This window comes from Nocardioides sp. HDW12B, assembly GCF_011299595.1.
In the GTDB taxonomy this organism is placed as follows: Bacteria; Actinomycetota; Actinomycetes; order Propionibacteriales; family Nocardioidaceae; genus Marmoricola_A.
Genome location: NZ_CP049867.1, coordinates 2,347,122 through 2,368,850 on the forward strand (window position 1 = coordinate 2,347,122; position 21,729 = coordinate 2,368,850).

The 21,729-nt window shown below is 71.0% G+C and carries 18 protein-coding genes; 10 read left to right on the top strand and 8 right to left on the bottom strand.

The window, feature by feature from the left end:
- Positions 1-29: 29 nt before the first annotated feature.
- A complete protein-coding gene (locus G7072_RS11010) occupies positions 30-2,150 on the top strand; it encodes a S9 family peptidase (RefSeq protein WP_166086306.1) in 2,121 nt (706 codons plus the stop codon).
- A 276-nt stretch (positions 2,151-2,426) separates the two neighbouring features.
- The gene (locus tag G7072_RS11015) at positions 2,427-3,377 is read left to right on the top strand and encodes a sigma-70 family RNA polymerase sigma factor (RefSeq protein ID WP_240916881.1); all 951 of its coding nucleotides are present in this window, start codon (positions 2,427-2,429) and stop codon (positions 3,375-3,377) included.
- Positions 3,378-3,389: 12 nt separating this feature from the next.
- Here the strand turns inward: G7072_RS11015 and coaE are convergent, their stop codons facing one another.
- Both coaE and G7072_RS11025 read right to left on the bottom strand, forming a co-directional pair.
- Positions 3,390-3,932, bottom strand: coding sequence for a dephospho-CoA kinase (coaE, locus tag G7072_RS11020; protein WP_240916883.1), 543 nt, complete (start codon positions 3,930-3,932; stop codon positions 3,390-3,392).
- Complete coding sequence (locus G7072_RS11025) at positions 3,886-4,926, bottom strand: class I SAM-dependent methyltransferase (protein WP_166086311.1); 1,041 nt, start codon at positions 4,924-4,926, stop codon at positions 3,886-3,888. Before G7072_RS11025 ends, coaE begins: the two co-directional genes overlap by 47 nt.
- Positions 4,927-5,120: 194 nt before the next feature.
- On the opposite strand from G7072_RS11025, the gene G7072_RS11030 reads away from it, so the two are divergent.
- Positions 5,121-6,404: a class I adenylate-forming enzyme family protein gene (locus G7072_RS11030; RefSeq protein WP_166086313.1), complete on the top strand. Its 1,284-nt coding sequence runs from the start codon at positions 5,121-5,123 to the stop codon at positions 6,402-6,404.
- Here the strand turns inward: G7072_RS11030 and G7072_RS11035 are convergent.
- Complete coding sequence (locus tag G7072_RS11035) at positions 6,358-7,308, bottom strand: helix-turn-helix domain-containing protein (RefSeq protein WP_166086315.1); 951 nt, start codon at positions 7,306-7,308, stop codon at positions 6,358-6,360. The genes G7072_RS11030 and G7072_RS11035 overlap by 47 nt on opposite strands.
- Before the next feature lie 93 nt (positions 7,309-7,401).
- Here G7072_RS11035 and G7072_RS11040 point away from each other — a divergent pair, with 93 nt between their 5' ends.
- Entirely contained in the window at positions 7,402-7,611 is a 210-nt protein-coding gene (locus G7072_RS11040) for a hypothetical protein (protein WP_166086317.1), read from the top strand.
- 61 nt (positions 7,612-7,672) lie between these two features.
- On the opposite strand, the gene rpsA is transcribed toward G7072_RS11040, so the two are convergent.
- Positions 7,673-9,127, bottom strand: a complete 1,455-nt coding sequence (gene rpsA / locus G7072_RS11045; RefSeq protein ID WP_166086321.1) for a 30S ribosomal protein S1 — start codon at positions 9,125-9,127, stop codon at positions 7,673-7,675.
- Between the two features lie 265 nt (positions 9,128-9,392).
- Between rpsA and G7072_RS11050 the strand changes: the two genes are divergently transcribed.
- Both G7072_RS11050 and G7072_RS11055 read left to right on the top strand, forming a co-directional pair.
- Positions 9,393-10,217: a class I SAM-dependent methyltransferase gene (locus G7072_RS11050; protein ID WP_166086323.1), complete on the top strand. Its 825-nt coding sequence runs from the start codon at positions 9,393-9,395 to the stop codon at positions 10,215-10,217.
- A gap of 21 nt (positions 10,218-10,238) precedes the next feature.
- A complete protein-coding gene (locus G7072_RS11055) occupies positions 10,239-11,513 on the top strand; it encodes an oligosaccharide flippase family protein (protein WP_166086325.1) in 1,275 nt (424 codons plus the stop codon).
- A 6-nt stretch (positions 11,514-11,519) separates the two neighbouring features.
- On the opposite strand, the gene polA is transcribed toward G7072_RS11055, so the two are convergent.
- Together polA and G7072_RS11065 are read right to left on the bottom strand one after the other, a co-directional pair.
- Complete coding sequence (gene polA, locus G7072_RS11060) at positions 11,520-14,210, bottom strand: DNA polymerase I (protein WP_206063085.1); 2,691 nt, start codon at positions 14,208-14,210, stop codon at positions 11,520-11,522.
- 42 nt (positions 14,211-14,252) lie between these two features.
- A complete protein-coding gene (locus G7072_RS11065) occupies positions 14,253-14,801 on the bottom strand; it encodes a GNAT family N-acetyltransferase (RefSeq protein ID WP_166086327.1) in 549 nt (182 codons plus the stop codon).
- A 382-nt stretch (positions 14,802-15,183) separates the two neighbouring features.
- Here G7072_RS11065 and G7072_RS11070 point away from each other — a divergent pair, with 382 nt between their 5' ends.
- From G7072_RS11070 to G7072_RS11085, 4 genes are read left to right on the top strand one after another with little or no spacing between them, the layout of a single operon-like run.
- Entirely contained in the window at positions 15,184-16,554 is a 1,371-nt protein-coding gene (locus G7072_RS11070) for a branched-chain amino acid ABC transporter permease (protein WP_166086329.1), read from the top strand.
- Positions 16,555-16,566: 12 nt separating this feature from the next.
- Positions 16,567-17,565: a branched-chain amino acid ABC transporter permease gene (locus G7072_RS11075; protein ID WP_166086331.1), complete on the top strand. Its 999-nt coding sequence runs from the start codon at positions 16,567-16,569 to the stop codon at positions 17,563-17,565.
- Entirely contained in the window at positions 17,555-18,538 is a 984-nt protein-coding gene (locus G7072_RS11080) for an ABC transporter ATP-binding protein (protein ID WP_166086333.1), read from the top strand. The genes G7072_RS11075 and G7072_RS11080 overlap by 11 nt, the downstream gene beginning before the upstream one ends.
- Complete coding sequence (locus G7072_RS11085) at positions 18,535-19,368, top strand: ABC transporter ATP-binding protein (protein WP_166086335.1); 834 nt, start codon at positions 18,535-18,537, stop codon at positions 19,366-19,368. The genes G7072_RS11080 and G7072_RS11085 overlap by 4 nt, the downstream gene beginning before the upstream one ends.
- A 229-nt stretch (positions 19,369-19,597) precedes the next feature.
- Here the strand turns inward: G7072_RS11085 and G7072_RS11090 are convergent, their stop codons facing one another.
- Both G7072_RS11090 and G7072_RS11095 read right to left on the bottom strand, forming a co-directional pair.
- Positions 19,598-20,887 carry an ABC transporter substrate-binding protein gene (locus tag G7072_RS11090; protein WP_166086337.1) on the bottom strand — a complete coding sequence of 430 codons (1,290 nt, stop codon included), beginning with the start codon at positions 20,885-20,887 and terminating at the stop codon, positions 19,598-19,600.
- A gap of 186 nt (positions 20,888-21,073) precedes the next feature.
- On the bottom strand, positions 21,074-21,718 hold the full coding sequence (locus G7072_RS11095) for a response regulator (protein WP_346766231.1): 645 nt from the start codon (positions 21,716-21,718) through the stop codon (positions 21,074-21,076).
- Between the last annotated feature and the right edge of the window lie 11 nt (positions 21,719-21,729).

The following is a 21,729-nucleotide window of genomic DNA, read 5'->3' on the forward strand; positions in this document are numbered from 1 at the left end:
CGTCTCGCCGCGGTCGTAGGGTCGGCGCCATGGCCCAGACCCCGACCTCCCCCGCTCCTCCGGTCGCGCGCACCGTCCCGCACCGTCGCGAGCACCACGGCGACGTGTTCGTCGACGACTACGAGTGGTTGCGCGACAAGGAGTCACCGGAGACGATCTCCTACCTCGAGGCCGAGAACGCCTACACCGAGGCCCGCACCGCGCACCTGGGCGACCTGCGCGAGACGCTGTTCGAGGAGATCCGCTCCCGCACCCTCGAGACCGACCTGTCGGTGCCGGTCCGGATCCGGGGCTACTGGTACTACGGGCGCACCCACGAGGGCAAGCAGTACGGCACCAGCTGCCGCCGCCCGGTGCTCGACCCGGAGTCGTGGCTGCCGCCGACCGTCGACCCGTCGGAGGTCCCCGACGACGAGGAGGTCGTCCTCGACAGCAACGAGCTCGCCGAGGGTCACGAGTTCTTCTCGCTGGGGGCGAGCTCGATCAGCCCCGACGGCCGCCTGCTCGCCTTCAGCACCGACACGGTCGGCGACGAGCGCTTCCTGCTCCAGGTCAAGGACCTGCAGACCGGTGAGCTGCTGCCCGACCAGGTGCGCGACACGTCGTACGGCGCGACCTGGGACCTGGCCGGCGAGCACCTCTTCTACACCACCGTCGACGCGGCCTGGCGACCCGACAAGGTCTGGCGCCACCGCGTCGGCACCGACCCGGCCGAGGACGTGGTCGTCCACCACGAGCCCGACGACCGCTTCTGGGTCTCGGTCGGTCGCTCCCGCTCGCAGCGCTTCCTGCTCATCGGCTGCGGCAGCAAGGTCACCACGGAGTACCGCATCCTGGACGCGGCCGACCCCACCGGCGAGCCCCGGGTCGTGGCGCCGCGCCGCCAGGGCGTGGAGTACGGCGTCGACCACCTCGTCGTCGACGGGGAGGACCGCCTGCTCGTCCTGCACAACGACGGCGCGGAGAACTTCGCCGTCGCCCTGGCCCCGGTCACGGCCACCTCGCACGAGGAGTGGGAGCCGCTGCTGCCCCACGACCCGGCCGTGCGCATCGAGGACGTCGACTGCTTCGCCGACCACCTCGTGGTGAGCCAGCGCAGCGAGGGCCTGACCCAGATCCGGGTCCTGCGCCTCGGCGACGGCGGTGTCGCCTCCGACGAGCTGCTGGACATGGAGCACCCGATCTACACCGTCGGCGTCGGCTCGAACCCGGAGTTCACCCAGCCGGTGCTGCGCTTCGGCTACGTCACGATGGCGACCCCGAGCGCCGTGCTCCAGGTCGACCTGCGCACGGGCGAGCGCACCCTGCTCAAGCAGTCGCCGGTGCTCGGCGACTTCGACCCGGAGGCCTACGAGCAGCACCGCGAGTGGGCGACCGCGTCCGACGGCACCCAGGTGCCGATCTCGATCGTGGTCCCGCGGGGGACGCCGCGCGACGGCAGCACACCGTTCCTGCTCTACGGCTACGGCTCCTACGAGCACTCCGTCGACCCGTTCTTCACCATCGCCCGGCTGTCGCTGCTCGACCGCGGCATGGGCTTCGCCATCGCCCACGTGCGCGGCGGCGGCGAGATGGGGCGCGCCTGGTACGACCAGGGCAAGATGCTGCACAAGCGCAACACGTTCACCGACTTCGTGGCCTGCGCCGAGCACCTCGCCGCGACCGGCTGGACCGCGGCCGACCGCCTGGTCGCCGAGGGCGGCTCGGCCGGCGGGCTGCTCATGGGCGCGGTCGCGAACCTCGCGCCCGAGGCCGTCACCGCGATGGTGGCCGACGTGCCGTTCGTCGACGCCCTCACGAGCATCCTCGACCCCGACCTGCCGCTCACCGTCATCGAGTGGGAGGAGTGGGGCGACCCGCTGCACGACCCCGAGGTCTACGCCTACATGAAGTCGTACACGCCCTACGAGAACGTCGAGGCGAAGCGCTACCCCGCGATCCTCGCGGAGACCTCGCTCAACGACACCCGCGTGCTGTACGTCGAGCCGGCCAAGTGGGTCGCCCGGCTGCGGGCCACGGCCGTCGAGCCCGACGTGCTGCTGAAGACGGAGATGCAGGCCGGCCACGGGGGTGTCTCGGGCCGCTACAACGCGTGGCGCGACCGGGCCTTCAGCTACGCGTGGGTGCTCGACCAGGTCGGCCTGGCCTGAGCGAGGCGCACCGGTCCGGGACCTGCCCTCCCGGCCGGTGTTGTGGAGGTCTGGGGGTTCTGTCGTGATGCCCCGGCAGAGCCCTGGAGGTTCCTCGCGAACCAGACTGAAAGTTCGCTGAGATCACGCTTGAGGCGGCAACGATCGGGGCACCTCCTGCGTAGTACTGAGTGACAGGCGCACACCGGGAACGACCCGGGAATGCCACCACGAGTCCGCAGGTTGGGACTCCCAGGGAGTCATTCGGGTGACTCTCTCCGTACGAAGGGCAGCCAGGTGACCACTACCGTTTCGCAGCAGCGCGAGATCGAGGGACGCGACAGCGTCGGCCTCTACCTCGACGAGATCGCACGCACGCCCCTCCTCGACGCCATCACCGAGGTCGAGCTCGCCAAGACCATCGAGGCCGGCCTCATGGCCGAGCACCTGCTGGCCACCGGACGCGTCGGACGCCGCAAGGGCGGCGCCCCCAAGCGCGCGACCCAGGAGGAGCTCGAGTGGCTCGCGGCGGAGGGCCAGCGCGCCATCCAGCAGTTCATCACCGCCAACCTCCGCCTCGTGGTGTCCATCGCCCGCAAGTACGGCCGCAGCCAGATGCCGATGCTCGACCTGGTGCAGGAGGGCAACACCGGCCTCATCCGCGCAGTCGAGAAGTTCGACTACACCAAGGGCTTCAAGTTCTCGACCTACGCCACCTGGTGGGTGCGACAGGCCATCACCCGCGGCATCGCCCAGCAGGGCCGCGTCGTCCGCCTCCCCGTCCACGTGGTCGAGGAGATCAACCAGGTCAGCGCGGCGCGGCGCAACCTCGAGCGGCAGCTGGGCTACGACCCCGAGCCGTCCGAGATCGCGGCCGAGCTCGGCATGGACGTCGAGCGGGTCATCGACCTCATCTCGTGGGGTCGCGACCACGTCAGCCTCGACACCCCGGTGGACGAGGACGGCGACACCTCGCTGGGCGACCTGATCGCCCAGGAGTCGATGCCCGGTCCGGACCTCACGTTCCTGGACCAGGAGACGCGTGACCGCCTCAGCGCCCTGGTGGGCCGCCTGGACGAGCGCGCCGCCGACATCATCCGGTCGCGCTACGGGCTCGAGGACGGTCGGGTGCACAAGCTCGCCGACATCGGCGCCAAGCACGGCATCTCCGCCGAGAGGGTGCGTCAGCTCGAGCGCGAGGCCCTGCAGAAGCTCCGGACCTTCGGCGACCCCGACCTGGCCGCCTGAGCGTCCCCGCGGTCAGCGGGCGTGGAGGTCGGCCCAGACCTCCTCGACGCGGCGACGGAGGTCCTCGCGCGTCCCGGTGTTCTCCACGACGTGCGTCGCCACCGCGAGCCGGTCCTCGCGCGAGGCCTGCGCCGCGGCGCGGCTGCGCGCGTCGTCCTCGCTCCAGCCGCGGTCGCGCACCATCCGCTCGACCTGGGTCGCCAGAGGGGCGTCCACGACCACGACGGCGTCAAAGCTGTCGGCCCGGCCGGACTCGGCCAGCAGCGGGATGTCGTGCACCACGACCGCGCCGGGCGGGGCCTCGGCCTCCAGCCGCTGGATCTCCTCGTAGACCCGGGGGTGGACGATCCCCTCGAGCGTGCGGCGGGCGGCCTCGTCGCCGAAGACCCGGCTCGCCACGGCGGGCCGGTCCAGCTCACCGTCCGGCGTCAGGACGCCGGGACCGAACTCCTCGACCAGGGCCGCGAGCCCGGGGGTCCCGGGCGCCACGACCTCGCGCGCGAGCAGGTCAGCATCGATCACCAGCGCGCCGAGCTCCCGCAGGATCGACGACACCGTGCTCTTCCCCGAGGCGACGCCCCCCGTGAGTCCGATCCGCACCGGTCACCTTCCCTCTCAGCCGCGTCACCGTGGCCACCTCGGGCCGGCGCGCGAGCAGCAGCGACAGCCCGTGGTACTCGCACCACGTGAGGTCCTCGTAGCCGACGGACGCCACCAGGCGCTCGGCCTCGTCCTGGCTCATGGGGCCGCCGCCCAGCAGGTGGGAGGAGTGCTCAGACAGCGCCTTCTCGAACGAGCAGTCGCGCGTGGGCACGTTGAGGGGCATCACGAGCCACCCCTCCGGGCGCAGGGCGTGGCGCACGCGCTCCAGGCCCTCCTCCAGCGCGGCCGGGGGCAGGAACGGCTGGGGCAGCCACGCGAGGTCGAAGGTCTCCTCCTCGCCGAGCTCGGCGACGTCGAGGAGCCGCAGCTCGACCTGTCCGTCGTAGCCCCGGTCCGCGACCTCCCTGCGCGCCGCCTCCAGGACGTCGGGGAGGATGTCGAGGCCGACGGCGGTCGCGCCAGGGAAGAGCTCGCACATGCGCAGCGAGATCGCGGCGACACCGACGCCGACGTCGAGGAACCGGCCCCGACCGGCGGAGAACGCCTCGTGGGGGCCGGGCATGGCGCCCATCTGCTCGGCGATCATGTCGGCGGCCAGCGAGCTGGCACGGCCCTGGGCGCGGACCACGACGGGGTCCTCACCGGTCCAGCCCACGCCGCCGCGCTGGGCGTAGCGCAGGGCGCGCCGCAGGTCGGCGATGGTGCCGGAGGCCAGAGCCATCGGGTCCATGGGGTCGTGGTGGTGACCGTCGGGGTCGGCGAGGGCGAAGGCGTCGCCGTCGCGGACCAGGACGCCGGCCGCGGTGAGCAGCTCGGCGTCGACCAGGTCGTCGTCCTCCAGGGGCTCGCCCGCGAGCATCCGGGACCACCCTCCCTGGTGAGCGAGGCGGGCCTGCGCGGCGAGGACCATGGGGTGGAACCGTGCCGCAGGGTCGACCTCCCTCATCGACTCTCCTTCCGAGCTTCCCGGTGTGTCACGCCGTGTCCGTGACTCGTAGTCCATCACATCCGCCAAGGCCGCCTCCGGCATCCTGGCGCAATCCTGGCCCCTTCACAGCCGTTCGTCGGACCTCGCGAGGGCGTTCCTCAGGTCGTCGGACCGGTGCCGCTGCTCCGTGACCGGGCTGCGACGATGCTGCCGTGACCGACCCCTTGAGCCTGGCGCCCGGCTCGCGAGTCGCGCTCCGTGCCCCGGGTTCCCCGGCGTACGTCGACGTCGTGCTCGCGCTCCTGGCTCAAGGAGTGATACCCGTCCCGCTGGACCCCAACCTGACCCCGCGCGAGGTGGCCGTCGCGGAGGAGGTCACGAGCCCGGTGGCGGTGCTCGGTCCGGACGAGGTGACGGCGCTGGCAGCCCGCCGGCCCGACCTCGGCACGCCGCGGGCGCGCCCGCTCCACCTGACCTCCGGGACCACCGGACGGCCCAAGGCGGTCTGGTCGGGCCTGCTCGACGACGCCGCGGCCGCGGCGCTCGTGGCCGAGGAGCGCGACCTGTGGGGGTTCTCCCCCGACGACGTCCACCTGGTCCTCGGCCCGCTGCACCACTCGGCTCCGCTGCGGTTCGCGGTGGCCACCCGGCTGGCCGGCGGCCAGGTGCTCGCGCCCGGCCGCTTCGACCCCGCCGTGGTCACCGACCTGGTGCGCCACGAGCGGCCCACCACGACGTTCTGCGTGCCCACCCACCTGCGCCGGCTCGCGGACTCCTGGGGCGGCGCCCCGCCGCGGTGGGGCTCCCTGCGCCTGCTGGCCCATGCCGGCGCCGCCTGCCCGCCCGACCTCAAGCGGTGGCTGCTCGACACGCTGCCGCCCGGCACCACCTGGGAGTTCTACGGGTCCACCGAGGGCCAGTTCACCGCGTGCCGCAGCGAGGAGCAGGTGGACCGTCCCGGCACGGTCGGGCGGGCCCGTCCGGGCCGCCGGCTGCGGGCCGACCCCGACGGCACGTTGTGGTGCGCCGTGCCCGAGCACGCGCGCTTCACCTACCTCGACGACCCGGAGCGCACGGCGAGCACGTGGCGGGAGGGCCCGCACGGACCGGAGTTCACCGTGGGCGACCACGGGCGCCTCGACGAGGACGGCTACGTGTTCCTCGACGGTCGTCGTGAGGACCTCATCGTCAGCGGCGGGGTCAACGTCTACCCCGCCGAGGTCGAGCAGGTGCTGGCCGGCCACCCGGGGGTCCGCGAGGTCGCGGTCTACGGCGTACCGGACCCGCAGTGGGGTCAGCGGGTGTGCGCCGCCGTCGTCGGCGAGGTCGACCCCGACGTCCTGCGCGCCTGGGCCCGCGAGCGGCTGGCGCCGGCGAAGCGACCCAAGGACTACGTGGGGCGCGACGCCCTGCCGATGACGCGGACCGGCAAGGTCCGCCGGCACGAGCTCAGCTCGCCTCCTGGCCGAAGCGGCGACGGTACTGCTGCGGGCTGAGGCCACGCACGCGCGTGAAGTGGTGGCGCAGGGCCGCCGCTCCCCCGAAGCCGACCGCGTCCGCCACCCGCTCGACCGACAGGTCGGTGGTCTCCAGCAGCTCCTCGGCGCGGATCACGCGCTGCAGCGTCAGCCAGGCGTGCGGGGTGGTCCCGGTCTCGGCCCGGAAGCGCCGGGCGAAGGTCCGCTCCGACATCGAGGCGGTGCGGGCCAGCGAGGTGACGGTCAACGGCTCGTCGAGGTGCTCGAGCATCCAGACCAGCAGCCCGCCGAGGGTCTCCTCGTCGCAGGAGGGCACGGCGGAGCGGATGAACTGGGCCTGTCCCCCGTCGCGCTGCGGCGGCACCACCATCCGGCGGGCGACCGCCGAGGCGACAGCCGCGCCGTGGTCCTCGCGCCACAGGTGCAGGCAGGCGTCGAGCCCGGCCGCGGAGCCGGCCGAGGTCACGACGGTGCCCTCGTCGACGTAGAGGACGCCGGGGCGGACCTCGGCACGCGGGAACCGCTCCGCCAGCTCGTCGGTGTGCATCCAGTGGGTCGTGCAGGCGCGTCCGTCGAGCAGACCGGCCTCGCCCAGCACGAAGGCGCCGGTGCAGACCGAGAGCACCCGCGCGCCCCGCTCGACCGCGGCCTGCAGGGCGTTGATCACGCTCTCCGGCACCGGTGCGTGGCGGTCCATCCCGCCCACCGCGACCAGGTCGGCCTCGGCCACGCGCTCCATGCCGTGCTCCAGCGTCAGCGAGAAGCCCAGGGAGGAGCGTGCCTGCGGACTCGGCCCGCAGACGGCGAAGTCGACCGACGGCACCCCGTGCTCGCGGCGGTCGAGACCCCAGGCGTCGCAGAGCACGCCGAGCTCGAAGGGGGAGAACCCGTCCCACATGAGGGCGGCGACGTTGCGGGGCATGGGCCCAGGGTGACACAAAGTTGGCGGAAAATCGACGGGGAGGGGCATCACTGCCACTGGTGGCAGGAAAGCAATGGGCGCAGACTTACTGCCATGACCTCCTTCACCGCCCTCGCTGTCCTCGTCCTCCTGAGCGCCGCACTCCTCGCCGTCCTGGTGTGGGGCGGCGTGCACCTGGCCCGCTTCGTCGCCGCCGACGGCGCCACCGACCTGCGCGGTCGGCTCCGTCGCCCCGCCGCCTTCTGCCTGCCCAGCAGCCACCACGACCCGTTCCCCAGCCACCCGGCCGCGTTCCTGCGCTGAGCCCGCAAACGACGAACGCCCCCGACCCGTGAGGGTCGAGGGCGTTCGCTGCGTGCTGGCGTCAGTTGCCGCCGGTGAGCTTGTCGCGCAGGGCCTGAAGGGCCTCGTCGCTGGCGAGCGAGCCCTCCTTCTCCGGGACGTCGGAGGTGTACGACGTGGACTCGCCGGCCTCCGCCTCGGCCTTCTTGGCCTCCTCCTGCTGCTTGACGTGGGCCTCCCAGCGGGCGTGGGCCTCGGCGTACTGCTTCTCCCACTCGGCGCGCTGGTCGTCGTAGCCCTCGAGCCACTCACCCGTGTCGGAGTCGAAGCCGTCGGGGTAGATGTAGTTGCCCGCGTCGTCGTAGGTCGCCGCCATGCCGTAGAGCGTGGGGTCGAACTCCTCGACGTCACCCGCGGTCGCGGTCTCGTTGGCCTGCTTCAGCGACAGCGAGATCCGGCGACGCTCGAGGTCGATGTCGATGATCTTGACCATGACGTCGTCGTTGACCTGGACGACCTGCTCGGGGATCTCGACGTGACGCTCGGCGAGCTCGGAGATGTGCACCAGGCCCTCGATGCCCTCCTCGACCCGCACGAACGAGCCGAAGGGCACCAGCTTGGTGACCTTGCCCGGCACGATCTGGCCGATCTGGTGGGTGCGGGCGAAGTGCTGCCACGGGTCCTCCTGCGTCGCCTTCAGCGACAGGGAGACACGCTCGCGGTCCATGTCCACGTCGAGCACCTCGACGGTGACCTCGTCACCGACGGTGACGACCTCGCTCGGGTGGTCGATGTGCTTCCACGACAGCTCCGAGACGTGCACCAGGCCGTCGACGCCGCCGAGGTCCACGAACGCACCGAAGTTGACGATCGAGGACACGACGCCCTTGCGGATCTGGCCCTTCTGCAGCTGCGTGAGGAAGCCCTGACGGACCTCGCTCTGGGTCTGCTCGAGCCACGCACGACGCGAGAGCACGACGTTGTTGCGGTTCTTGTCCAGCTCGATGATCTTCGCCTCGAGCTCCTTGCCCACGTAGGGCTGGAGGTCGCGCACGCGACGCATCTCGACCAGCGACGCGGGCAGGAAGCCGCGCAGGCCGATGTCGAGGATCAGGCCGCCCTTGACGACCTCGATGACGGTGCCGGTGACGACGCCGTCCTCCTCCTTGACCTTCTCGATCGTGCCCCAGGCGCGCTCGTACTGCGCGCGCTTCTTGGACAGGATCAGGCGGCCTTCCTTGTCCTCCTTCTGGAGCACGAGAGCCTCGACCTGGTCGCCGACGGCGACGACCTCGGACGGGTCCACGTCGTGCTTGATGGAGAGCTCGCGGCTGGGGATGACGCCCTCGGTCTTGTAACCGATGTCGAGGAGGACCTCGTCGCGGTCCACCTTGACGATGGTTCCCTCGACGATGTCGCCGTCGTTGAAGTACTTGATCGTCTCGTCGATGGCGGCGAGGAAGTCTGCTTCCGACCCGATGTCGTTGACCGCGACCTGCGGGGTCTGGGAGTCGGGAAGAGCGAAAGTGCTGGTCATAAGGTGATGTGAACCTTCGGGTGGATGGAGTCGAGCGGCACGCGCGAAGCCGTTTTCACTACCGAGGGTCCGTGTCCGCCGGACGGCGCGGGCACAGGCCCGGCCGGGCGACGCAGCAAACGCTGCTGATAGCGAGCGGGAGCCATCTCTGTCCGTGGCGCAGCAGACTCCACACGCGCCTGCCAGGATACGCCGCCCGGCGGGCGCAGGTCCAACCGAGGTCCCCCGGGTTGCCCCGCGGGCGCCGATTGCGTACAAGTCAGGGGTGACCAGTCTCCCGGAGGGTGTCCATCCGGCCCGCCGGCCCGTGTCCGAGGCGGAGACGCTGCGCGCGAACCGCCGCGAGTGGGACGCCTACGCCGACGAGTACCAGGCCACCCACGGCGACTTCCTCGGCGACGTCGGCTTCGTGTGGGGGCCCGAGGGCCACCAGGAGGCCGACCTCGGGGTCCTCGGCGACCCCGCCGACCTCGTCGGGTGCGTGGCCCTCGAGATCGGCAGCGGCGCCGGCCAGTGCTCGCGCTGGCTGCGCACCCAGGGAGCGGTCGCGTTCGGTCTCGACGTCAGCGAGCGCCAGCTCCAGCACTCGCGCCGCATCGACGAGGCCACCGGCACCGTGGTGCCCTCCGTGCTCGCGACCGCGAGCCGGCTGCCCTTCGCCGACGCCTGCCTCGACCTCGTCTTCTCCTCGTTCGGGGCGCTGCAGTTCGTCGCCGACGGCGACCAGCTGCTCGCCGAGGTCGCCCGCGTGCTGCGCCCGGGCGGGCGCTTCGCCTTCTCCGTCACCCACCCCGTGCGCTGGTCGCTGCCCGACGACGACGGGGAGGCCGGCTTCCAGGTCACGAGCTCCTACTGGGACCGCACGCCGTACGTCGAGGAGCACGAGGACGGCACCGCGCAGTACGTCGAGCACCACCGCACCCTGGGCGACTGGGTCGCGCTGCTGGCCGGCGAGGGGTTCGCGCTGACCGCCCTGCACGAGCCGCAGTGGCCCGAGGGTCTGGACCGGATCTGGGGCGGCTGGGGTCCCGCACGCGGGCGGCTGCTGCCCGGCACGGCGATCTTCGTGGCGCGCCTGCTGCCGTCCTGACCCCGCCCCTAGGCTGAGGCGATGAGCCGCTCCTGGTCCCCCTCCCGGTTGCTGGCCAGCGGCGCCTCCATCGCCCTGGCCATCGCCGTGATGAACCTGGCGACCTACGCGTCGACGGTGCTGGCGGCGCGGCTGCTCGGCCCCCGGGAGTACGGCGGGTTCGCCGCGTTCACGGGCCTGCTGCTCGTCGTCGGGGTGCTCATGCTCGGTCTGCAGACCGCGGGCGCGCGCCGCGTCGCCGCCGACCCCGACCGGGTCGGCCAGATCGAGGGCATGCTGCTGCGGGTCACCTACCGCTGCGCCTGGGTCGTGCTCGGCATCTGTGCCCTGCTCACCCCGGTCTTCGAGATCGTGCTCGACCTGCGCAGCTGGGTGACCGCCGCCCTGGTGGCCCTGGTGGTCTGGCCGATGACGGTCGTCGGCGGCGTCTCCGGCATCCTCCAGGGCGAGCGCCGCTGGCCGCCGCTGGCGCTGCTCTACCTGACCATGGGCCTGTCACGGCTCGTGGCGACGCTGGTCCTGCTGTGGCAGCCGACCGAGACCGTCGCCGCGTTCAGCATGGTCGTCGGCTTCGCCGTCCCCGCCCTGGTGGGGTGGCTGGCGCTGCGCTCCGGCGCGGTCCGCCGCGACCCGTCGGGCACCGGGGAGCACACCTCGACGTCGGTGCTGCGCGAGGTCGGCACCAATTCGCACGTGCTGCTGGCGTTCTTCGCGCTGTCCAACGCCGACGTCATCCTCGTGCGCGCGGTCCTCGACAGCCACGACGCCGGCCTCTACGCCGGCGGCCTCATCCTGGTGAAGAGCCTGCTGTTCCTGCCCCAGTTCGTGATCGTGGTGGCCTTCCCCTCGCTGGCGACCGCCGAGGCTCGTCGTACGGCGCTGACGCGGAGCGTCGCCCTCGTGCTGGGCCTCGGGGCCGTGGGCACGGTGGCGGCCTGGGTGCTCAGCAGCGTCGCGCTGGTCTTCGTCGGCGGTCGCGAGTACGCCGAGATCCAGGACCGGCTGTGGCTCTTCGCGGTGCTCGGCACGGTGCTGTCGACGATCCAGCTGCTCATCTACAGCGTCGTGGCGCGGCAGTCGCGGCGCACCGTCTACCTGGTGTGGACCGCCCTGGCGCTGCTGGCGCTCGGGGTCAGCCAGGCCACCACGGTGACCGGGACCCTGGTCGTCGTCACCGCCGTGGACAGCGTGCTGCTCGTGCTGCTGCTGGCCATCAGCTGGTGGCGGCTGCGCGAGGACGACCAGGAGGCGCGGTCTGCGGCACGGGCTCGGCCCGAGCCCGCCTCGGCCTCGTAGCCCGGCTCAGTGCGCGGCCTCGTGCCAGCTGTGGCCGGTGCCGACCGAGACGTCGAGGGCGACAGTGAGGTCGGCGGCGGCCGCCATCTCGCGGCGCACCAGCGTCTCGAGCTGCTCGCGCTCCCCCGGTGCCACCTCGAGCACGAGCTCGTCGTGGACCTGCAGCAGCATGCGTGAGCCGAGGCCCTCGTCGGCGATCGCGGTGTCGACCTTGAGCATCGCGACCTTGATGATGTCGGCCGCCGAGCCCTGGATGGGGGCGTTGAGCGCCATCCGCTCGGCCATCTCGCGCCGCTGCCGGTTGTCGCTGGTGAGGTCCGGCAGGTAGCGCCGACGGCCCATGATCGTCTCGGTGAAGCCGGAGCGGCGCGCCTCCTCGACGATGCCGGCGAGGTAGTCGCGCACGCCGCCGAAGGTCTCGAAGTACTCGTCCATCATGCCGCGGGCCTCGGCCGGCTCGATCTTCAGCTGCTGCGACAGCCCGTACGCCGACAGCCCGTAGGCCAGGCCGTAGTTCATCGCCTTGATCTTGGCGCGCATCTCGCTGGTCACGTCCGCGGCCTCGACGTCGAAGACGCGCGAGGCCGTCGCGGAGTGGAAGTCCATGCCGGACCGGAAGGACTCGATGAGGGCGGCGTCCTCCGAGAGGTGCGCCATGATCCGCATCTCGATCTGGCTGTAGTCGGCCGTCATCAGCGACTCGTAGCCCGGGGCGACCACGAACGCCTCACGGATCCGCCGCCCCTCCTCGGTGCGCACCGGGATGTTCTGCAGGTTCGGGTCGGTGCTGGAGAGCCGGCCGGTGGCGGCGATGAGCTGGTTGAAGGTGGTGTGGATGCGGCCGTCGCCCTGCACGGTCTTGAGCAGGCCCTCGACGGTCTGGCGCAGCCGGATGACGTCGCGGTGGCGCAGCAGGTGCTGCAGGAACGGGTGCTCGGTCTTCTCGAAGAGCGAGGCCAGCGCGTCGGCGTCGGTCGTGTAGCCGGTCTTGGTGCGCTTGGTCTTCGGCATGTTCAGCTCGTCGAAGAGCACGACCTGCAGCTGCTTGGGCGAGCCGAGGTTGATCTCCTTGCCGATGACGTCGTAGGCCTCTTGGGCCGCGGTCCGCACGCCTTCGCCGAATCCGGACTCCAGCTCCTCGAGCCGGTCGGTGTCCACCGCGATGCCGAGCTGCTCCATCCGGGCCAGCACCGTGACCAGCGGCAGCTCCACGTCGGCCAGCAGGGCGGTGCCGCCGCGCTCGTCGAGCTCGGTGTCGAGGGCCTCGGCCAGGTCGAGGGTGGCGCGCGCGTGCACGGCCCCGATCTCGGCGTCGCGCGAGTCGCCGACGTCGAGGGTGAGCTGGTCGCCGTCGTCCTCGCCGCCGGCCTTCAGCTCCCGCTTGAGGTAGCGCAGGGTCAGGTCGGCCAGGTCGTAGGAGCGCTGGTCGGGCCGCGAGAGGTACGCCGACAGCGCGGTGTCGCGGTCCAGGCCGGCCAGCGTCCACCCGCGGGCCGCCAGGGCAAGCATCGGGCCCTTGGCGTCGTGGAGCACCTTGGGCTGCGCGGGGTCGGCCAGCCAGGAGGCCAGCGCCGCGTCGTCCTCGGGCGTGATCGACTCCGTCTCGACCCAGACGCTCTGCTCGGCGGTGGCGAGCGCGAGACCGGTGACGTCGCCGCTGCCCGCGCGCCACACGCCCTTGACGTGGACGCCGACGCGCTCGCCCGTCGTGGCGTGCTCCGTGAGCCAGCCGCCCAGCGCCCCGGGCTCGACCTCGGCCACGCCGACCTCGAACCCGTCGCCCTCGATCTCCTCCTCGGAGGTGAGGGTCTCGAACAGACGGTCGCGCAGCACCCGGAACTCCAGGCTGTCGAAGACCTGGTGGACCTCGGTGCGGTCCCACGGCTGCACCATGAGGTCGACCGGCTTGAGCGGCAGGTCGAGGTCGCAGACCAGGGCGTTGAGGCGTCGGTTGCGCAGGACGTCGGTGAGGTGCTCGCGGAGCGACTCGCCCTTCTTGCCGGTGATCTTGTCGGCGTTGGTGATGACGCCGTCGAGGTCGCCGTACTGCTTGATCCAGCGGGCCGCGAAGCCCGGGCCGACGCCGGGCACCCCGGGCAGGTTGTCGGAGGTCTCGCCCACGATCGCGGCGAGCTCGGGGTACTGATGGGGCGGGACGCCGTAGCGCTCCTCCACCGCGTCGGGGGTCATGCGCTTCATCTCCGACACCCCGCGCATCGGGTAGATGACGGTCGTGTGCTCGCCGACGAGCTGGAACGAGTCGCGGTCGCCGGTGCAGATGAGGACCTCGTAGCCCTCGTCGCGCGCCTGCGTCGCGAGCGTGCCGATGACGTCGTCGGCCTCGAAGCCGGGCTTCTCCACGTAGGGGACGCGCAGCGCGTCGAGCACCTCCTTGATCAGCGACACCTGGCCGTTGAACTCGCTGGGCGACGACGACCGGTTGGCCTTGTACTCGACGTACTCCTCGGACCGGAAGGTCTGGCGCGAGACGTCGAAGGCCACCGCGAGGTGCGTCGGGGCCTCGTCTCGCAGCACGTTGATGAGCATCGAGGTGAAGCCGTAGACGGCGTTCGTGTGCTGGCCGGTCGTGGTCGAGAAGTTCTCCACCGGGAGGGCGAAGAACGCCCGGTAGGCCAGCGAGTGGCCGTCGAGGAGCAGCAGCCGGGGGCGGTCGGCGGGCACGGCGGGAGTCGACATGCAGGCGATGCTAGTGCGGGTCGGGGACAGGACCCGCCGGGGTCACAGGCTGACGTCGCCCGCGCGGAGCCGACGCTGCGAGCGGCGCATGGCGACGACCTGACCGGTCCGTCGCGTGCCGCGGCTCAGCCCGCGTGGCGCGATGGTCTCCTCGCGCAGCAGCCGCGAGCGCAGGGCGACCGCGGTGGTGGCGCGGAGCACCCCGACCTGGCCCAGGCCCAGGCGCGCCAGGAAGCGGTTCGTGTCACGGTCGGACGCGGCGGAGCCGGCGAGCACCGTGCTCAGCCCGCGCTCCTCGGCCCAGCCCAGGGCGGCGTCGAGCAGCCCCGCGCCGACCTCGCCGGCGGCGTGGTCGTCGGCGACCTGGAGGTGGCTGACGTGCAGCGCGGGCTCGGCGTCCAGCGGGGAGACGTAGGCGACCCGCAGGTAGGCGCAGCCGGCGACCTCGCCCTCGACCTCGGCGACGACCACCCGGGTGTCGACCTGCTCGGCGTGGCGGGCGACCGAGCTGGCCACCCGCTCGCTGTCGGCGGTCTCCCAGAGGTCGACCAGCGCGGGGACGTCCTCGCTCCCGGCCTCACGCACCGTCACCTGGCCACGCGACACGGCACACCCCACGTCTTTCCACACGTCGTCCGAACCCGGTCGGGTGGCCGGCTCGGTCCTGCTCTCCCCCGCTTCTCCCAAACCCGGAGAGGATACCTGCTGCGCTGCGACTTCCCCACCTCGCGGAGCAGAACTGGTACATGCGACCCAGACGGATGAACAGCGGCCCGGGTCTGCATCGGTTGCGCCGCTGTGTGACAGCCAGGAAACGATTCGCGTGCCGATCTCGCCCCTCGGACGCCGACACCCTAGGGTGATCCACCAGGACCAGGGGTGGTGATCCACGCCACCCTCGCCTGCACGCGTCCGCCGAGGCCGAAGGAGCCGTATGCACGCCCGACACTCTCGGACCGTTGCCACCCTCGCCGTGTCCGTGATCGTCTCGCTGATGGGCGCGCTGCTGCTGCTGGCCGCCCCGGCGAACGCCGCGGCACCGAGCAGCACCGGTCCCGCGTCGTCCGCCTCGGCGGGCCCGTGCGTCCTGCCCAAGGCCAGCGACGACGACACGATCTCGATCATCGGCCGCATCTGCGACCGCCGGGAGTCACCGGCAGCGCCCGTCGAGGGCGTCGAATTCACCGTCGAGGACAGCAGCGGCAACCCCGTGGGCGAGGCCACCTCCGCCGCCGACGGCACCTTCGAGGTCCCGCTGCCGGGCACCTCGGTGGAGAACCTCGGCAAGGAGTTCGTCGTCCTCATCGACGAGGAGTCCCTGCCGGAGGGTGCCGCCCTCACCAACGGCGAGGACCTCGAGCGGTCGGTGCGCATCAGCTTCGACAACGACGTGTCGATCACCTTCCCCGTGGGCGAGAACCCCAACAGCGTCTCGGGGAAGATGACCCAGGCGGTGCAGCTGGTGGTCGGCGGGCTGGTGTTCTCGGTCCTGCTGGCGATGGCGGCGCTCGGCCTGTCGGTCATCTTCGGCACCACCGGCCTGACCAACTTCTCCCACGGTGAGCTCATCACGTTCGGCGCGGTGGTCGCCTACGCGGTCGACCAGCTGCCCGGCGCGATCCGCATCGGGGGCGTGAACCTGAGCGTGGTCTTCGCCGTGCTGGCCGCCTTCATCATCTCGGGCGCCTTCGGCTGGGTGAACGACGCCGCGCTCTGGAAACCGCTGCGTCGCCGCGGCACCGGCGTGATCGCGATGATGATCGTGAGCATCGGTCTGTCGATCTTCCTGCGCAACATCTTCCAGTACTTCTCCGGTGCGCAGAGCCGCAACCTCTCGCAGTACACCGCGGTGAACCCCTGGGAGATCGGCCCCATCCTCATCACCTCGCGCGACGTCATCGTGATCATCGTCGGCGTGCTCGTGCTGGTCGCCACCACCTCGCTGCTGCAGTTCACCCGGCTCGGCAAGGCCACCCGCGCGGTGGCGGACAACCCGGCACTGTCGGCCTCGACCGGCATCAACGTCGAGCGCGTCATCTCGGTGGTCTGGATCGGCGGCACGGCCCTGGCCGGGCTCTCCGGTGCGCTGCTGGCCCTCACCCAGGGCTTCGACTACCAGATCGGCTTCAAGATCCTGCTCCTGGTGTTCGCCGCCACCGTCCTCGGCGGTCTCGGCACCATCTGGGGCGCGATCATCGGCGCCTTCTTCGTCGGCATCTTCACCGAGCTCACGACGCTGTTCGTGCCGGCCGAGTTCAAGTTCGTGGGCGCGCTGCTGGTGCTCATCATCGTGCTGCTCATACGACCGCAGGGACTGCTGGGCAAAGCCCAGCGGGTCGGCTGAGGAAGGAAACCCATGGACCTCCAACAGATCCTCAGCCTGTCGCTGCAGCAGGCCCTCGGCCCCACCGCGGTGATCTACGCGCTCGCGGCCATCGGCCTCAACGTCCACTTCGGCTACACCGGACTGCTGAACTTCGGCCAGGCCGGCTTCATGATGGTCGCCGGCTACGCCTTCGTCTCCGTCTCCGTCATCTGGAGCGGCAACCTCTGGCTCGGCATCCCCATCGCCTTCGTGCTTACGATCGTCCTCGCGCTCCTGCTGGGTGTGCCGACGCTGCGGCTGCGCGCCGACTACCTGGCGATCGTCACGATCGCGGCGGCCGAGATCATCCGGCAGACGATCAGCGCGGCCAGCTTCTCCGAGACCTTCGGCGGCCAGGACGGCGTCACCGGCTTCATCACGCCGTTCCGCGACCTCAACCCGTTCAGCGGGACGATCGGCATCGAGGGCCTCGTGCAGTGGCGGGCCTACGACTTCTGGGTCATGACGGTCGGGTGGCTGCTGGTCGCCCTGTGCTGCCTCATCGTGTGGGCCCTCATGCGCAGCCCGTGGGGACGCGTGCTGAAGTCGATCCGCGAGGACGAGAACGCCGTGCGCTCGCTGGGCAAGAACGTCTACTCCTACAAGATGCAGTCCCTGGTCATCGGCGGCATGTTCGGCGGTCTGGCCGGCATCATGACCGCGCTGCGGTCCGCCTCCATCGGTCCGTCGTTCTTCGCCACCGACGTCACCTTCTTCGCCTACACCGTGCTGCTCATCGGTGGCGCGGCGCGCGTGCTCGGACCGGTCGTCGGCTCGATCATCTTCTGGTTCCTCATCACCGCCCTGGGCGTCTTCTTCGCCCAGGCCACCTCGGGCGCCGACCCGCTCATCCCGGCCTCGATCATGACCAACACCCAGGCCAGCCTGATGCGCTTCATCTTCCTGGGCCTGGGACTGATGCTCTTGATGATCTTCCGACCACAAGGGATCTTCGGAGACCGAAGGGAGCTGGCCCTCGATGCCCGCTGACGTCAACCTCACCCAGGACACCGGCGACAGCCCCTCGCGGGCGGCCCGTGACGCCCTCGCGGGCGTGCCGCACGAGCCCGGCGCACCCAAGCCGGACCCGATCGTCGTCGCCGACAACATCACCCGGCGCTTCGGTGGTCTCACCGCGGTCGACGTCCAGCACGTCGAGATCCAGCGCGGCGTCATCACCGGGCTCATCGGGCCCAACGGCGCCGGCAAGACCACGTTCTTCAACCTGCTGACCGGCTTCGACCGGCCCGACACCGGTGACTGGTCCTTCAACGGCAAGAGCCTCAAGGGCGTGCCGGCGTACAAGGTGGCGCGGCGCGGCATGGTGCGCACCTTCCAGCTGACCAAGGTGCTCTCGAAGCTCACGGTCATCGAGAACATGCGGGTCGGCGCGACCGGACAGAAGGGCGAGTCGGTGTTCGCCGCGCTCTTCGCACCGCTGTGGCGCTCGCAGGAGAACGCCAACACGGTCCGGGCCGACGGCCTGCTGGAGCGCTTCCTGCTGATCAAGAAGCGCGAGGACTTCGCCGGCTCGCTGTCCGGCGGTCAGCGCAAGCTGCTCGAGATGGCGCGCGCCCTGATGGCCGACCCCGAGCTCGTCATGCTCGACGAGCCCATGGCCGGCGTGAACCCGGCCCTCAAGCAGAGCCTGCTGGGCCACGTGAAGGCGCTGCGCGACGAGGGCCGCTCCGTGCTCTTCGTCGAGCACGACATGGACATGGTCCGCGACATCTCCGACTGGGTCATCGTGATGGCGCAGGGCAAGATCGTGGCCGAGGGCCCGCCGGACGCCGTCATGGCCGACCCGCGCGTCATCGACGCCTACCTCGGCGCCCACCACGACGCCGACCTCTCGGAGGAGCAGGAGCAGGAGATCCTGGCGGCCGCCGAGGCCGAGCTCGCCCGTGAGGCCGGCTCCGACACCGCCGCCACCAGCGACACGACCGAGGGAGACAAGGCATGAGCGAGACGACCCCCTCCCCTGCCCCGGACGCACCGCGGGAGACCGCCCTGACCGGCAGCGACTCCTCCGACGTGCCCGGGCGCGAGGAGCACCTCCGGGCGGCCGAGAACGCCGTGCTGCGGGCCGACGACCTCATCGCCGGCTACCTGCCCGGGGTGAACATCCTCAACGGCGCCGACCTCTACTGCCAGGAGGGCGAGCTCGTCGGCATCATCGGGCCCAACGGCGCCGGCAAGTCGACCCTGCTCAAGGCGCTGTTCGGCCTGGTGAGGATCAAGACCGGGACCGTCAAGCTGCGCGGTGACGACGTCACGAACGCGCGCGCCGACGTGCTGGTGGCCAAGGGCATCGGCTTCGTGCCGCAGACCAACAACGTCTTCCCGTCGCTGACCATCCAGGAGAACCTCGAGATGGGCGTCTACCAGCGCCCCAAGAGCTTCAAGAAGCGCTTCGAGTTCGTCGGCGAGCTGTTCCCCGCCCTGCTGGACCGCCGCGCGCAGCGCGCCGGCTCGCTGTCGGGCGGCGAGCGCCAGATGGTGGCCATGGGCCGTGCCCTGATGATGGAACCGTCGGTGCTGCTGCTCGACGAGCCGTCCGCCGGCCTCTCCCCCGTCATGCAGGACGAGGTCTTCGTGCAGACCCGGCGCATCAACCGTGCCGGCGTCTCCGTCGTGATGGTCGAGCAGAACGCCCGTCGCTGCCTGCAGATCTGCGACCGCGGCTACGTCCTCGACCAGGGCCGCAACGCCTACACCGGCACCGGCCAGGAGCTGTCGAAGGACCCCAAGGTCATCGAGCTCTACCTCGGCACCCTCGCCAAGGCCCAGTAGCACCACCCGTTCCCGGTGCCGGTTTCACTAGGTACCTGGTGAAACCGGCGCTTCCCGAGCGATGCATCGCTCGGGAAGCGCCGGTTTCGTTCGGGAAGCGCCGCACGTGACGAAGCGGCGCGTCGTCGTACCGGGCGGAGCGGCGCGCCCACACCCCGCACCCGGGTACGACGAAGGGCCCGGCCGCCGAAGCGACCGGGCCCTCGCGTGTGGAGCGTGGATCAGAGGGTCACGGCAGGACGCCGGAGACCGTGTCGATCTGCTCGTAGGTGTTGCCCTTCTTGTACTCGTTGATGCCGTACGTGCCGGCCTGCAGCGAGCCGCTGTCGTTCATGTCGGCCGGACCGCTGGCACCCTGGAAGTCGATGTCCTCACCGTCCTCGAGGAGCTGAGCGCACTCCTCGAAGGTGGTGCACTGGGTGCCCTCGGTGGTGACGTCGACGATGTTGGCGCCGATGGCCTCACCGCTGTCGTCCCCGGCCGCGACCGCCGCGAGAGCGGTGATGATCGTGGCGTCGTAGGCCTGCGGGCCGTAGCTGAAGTCCTTCAGCTTGGGGTCGACCTCGAGGAGACGGTCGTTGAAGCCCGGGTCGGGGTCGGCCGAGACCGGCACCGTGCCCTTGACGCCGGTGAGGTCGAAGCTCTCCGCCGAGTAGTCGGCCAGGTTGCCATCCACGAAGTAGATCTGGATGTCGTCGGGGCCGATGTTGTTGGCGATGAGCTGCGGGATGATCTTGGTCGTCTCGTTGAAGGCGACCAGGACCAGGGCGTCGGGCTTGCTGGCCGCGATCTTGGTGACCTCGGCGCTGAACTTCGTGGCGTCCGCGGCGTAGAGCACGAACTCGCTGACCGCAGCACCCTTCTCCTCGACCGAGTCACGCACGGTCTCGGAGAGGCCCTCGCCGTAGAAGTCCTGGCGACCCATGATGGCGACGTTCTCGAAGCCGTCCTCGACGACCAGGTTCGCCAGCAGCTGGCCCTGGAGCACGTCGGAGGGAGCGGTGCGGAAGTACAGACCGTTGTCCTCGTAGGTGTCGAAGCCCGCCGCGGTGTTGGCCGGGGAGAACTGGACGACGCCGGCACCGGTGATCTTGTCGATGACCGACACCGAGACGCCGGAGGCGGCCGCACCGATGATGGTGTCGACGTCCTCGCTGAGCAGGTTGTCGACCTCACCGCCGGCGATGTCGGGGGTGCCGTCACCGGAGTCGGCGTCGATCTTCTCGACCGGCTTGCCGAGCACGCCGCCGGCCTCGTTGATCTCGTCGACGGCCAGCTGGACGCCCGCGAACTCCGGGGGGCCGAGGAAGGCGAGGTCACCGGTCTGGGGCAGCAGCGTGCCGACCTTGAGGACACCGTCACCCGTGGGCTCGGCGGAGCCCTCGCTGGACGACGACTCCTCGCCGGCCGGGGTGTCGGACCCTTCGGTGCTGCTGGAGTCGTCGCCGCAAGCAGCGAGGACCAGAGCCGACGCGGCGCAGGCCACGGCGAAGCGCGAAGCGCGGTTCGGGCGTTTCATGGAGCCTCCGGAAAGTTGTGCCAGTGGAGCATGCCTTGCAGGGTCACTGGGCATGACTTGATATTGGGGTGCAACCTATCCACAAAAAGCCGCTGCGGAGCAGAGCGAAAGGCCCGAACGGGCCGTGTTGTTGCACATTCGTGATCGGGAGCTGGAAGTGTCCGGAAAAGCCCGGCTCCGCGAGCGTCAGTCCGCGCGGCCCGGAGGCTCCTCGGCGGAGGCGTCGCCGGCCGTGGTTTCCGCCCCCGTCCCCGTGCCGGTGCGCTCGACGAGCTCCGGGCCGTGGGTCAGGACGCCCTCGGCGACCTGCTTCATCGACAGCCGCAGGTCCATGGCGGTCTTCTGGATCCACCGGAAGGCCTCGGGCTCGGAGAGCTCGAGGCGCTGCTGCAGGACGCCCTTGGCGCGGTCGACCAGCTTGCGGGTCTCGAGACGCTCGGTGAGGTCGGCGACCTCCGACTCGACCTGGCGGAGCTCGGCGAAGCGGCTCAGCGCCATCTCGATGGCGGGCACGAGGTCGTTCTTGGTGAAGGGCTTGACCAGGTAGGCCATCGCACCGGCGTCGCGCGCCCGCTCGATCAGCTCGCGCTGGCTGAAGGCGGTCAGGATCACGACGGGGGCGATCCGCTCGGCCGCGATGGTCTGGGCCGCGGCGATGCCGTCGAGCCGCGGCATCTTGACGTCGAGCACCACGAGGTCGGGGCGGTGCTCCCGCGCCAGCTCGATCGCGGTCTCCCCGTCACCGGCCTGGCCGACGACCTCGAAGTCCTCCTCGACGAGCATCTCGGCGAGGTCCATGCGGATCAGCGCCTCGTCCTCGGCGATGACCACGCGTCGCCGTA

Excerpts from the sequence above, each read along its gene's own strand:
- G7072_RS11055 (WP_166086325.1), top strand. The coding sequence starts at position 10,239 with ATGAGCCGCTCCTGGTCCCCCTCCCGGTTGCTGGCCAGCGGCGCCTCC.
- G7072_RS11025 (WP_166086311.1), bottom strand. The coding sequence starts at position 4,926 with ATGAGGGAGGTCGACCCTGCGGCACGGTTCCACCCCATGGTCCTCGCC.
- G7072_RS11085 (WP_166086335.1), top strand. The coding sequence starts at position 18,535 with ATGAGCGAGACGACCCCCTCCCCTGCCCCGGACGCACCGCGGGAGACC.
- polA (WP_206063085.1), bottom strand. The coding sequence starts at position 14,210 with ATGTCGACTCCCGCCGTGCCCGCCGACCGCCCCCGGCTGCTGCTCCTC.
- G7072_RS11080 (WP_166086333.1), top strand. The coding sequence starts at position 17,555 with ATGCCCGCTGACGTCAACCTCACCCAGGACACCGGCGACAGCCCCTCG.
- G7072_RS11040 (WP_166086317.1), top strand. The coding sequence starts at position 7,402 with ATGACCTCCTTCACCGCCCTCGCTGTCCTCGTCCTCCTGAGCGCCGCA.
- G7072_RS11075 (WP_166086331.1), top strand. The coding sequence starts at position 16,567 with ATGGACCTCCAACAGATCCTCAGCCTGTCGCTGCAGCAGGCCCTCGGC.
- rpsA (WP_166086321.1), bottom strand. The coding sequence starts at position 9,127 with ATGACCAGCACTTTCGCTCTTCCCGACTCCCAGACCCCGCAGGTCGCG.
- G7072_RS11010 (WP_166086306.1), top strand. The coding sequence starts at position 30 with ATGGCCCAGACCCCGACCTCCCCCGCTCCTCCGGTCGCGCGCACCGTC.
- G7072_RS11035 (WP_166086315.1), bottom strand. The coding sequence starts at position 7,308 with ATGCCCCGCAACGTCGCCGCCCTCATGTGGGACGGGTTCTCCCCCTTC.
- G7072_RS11090 (WP_166086337.1), bottom strand. The coding sequence starts at position 20,887 with ATGAAACGCCCGAACCGCGCTTCGCGCTTCGCCGTGGCCTGCGCCGCG.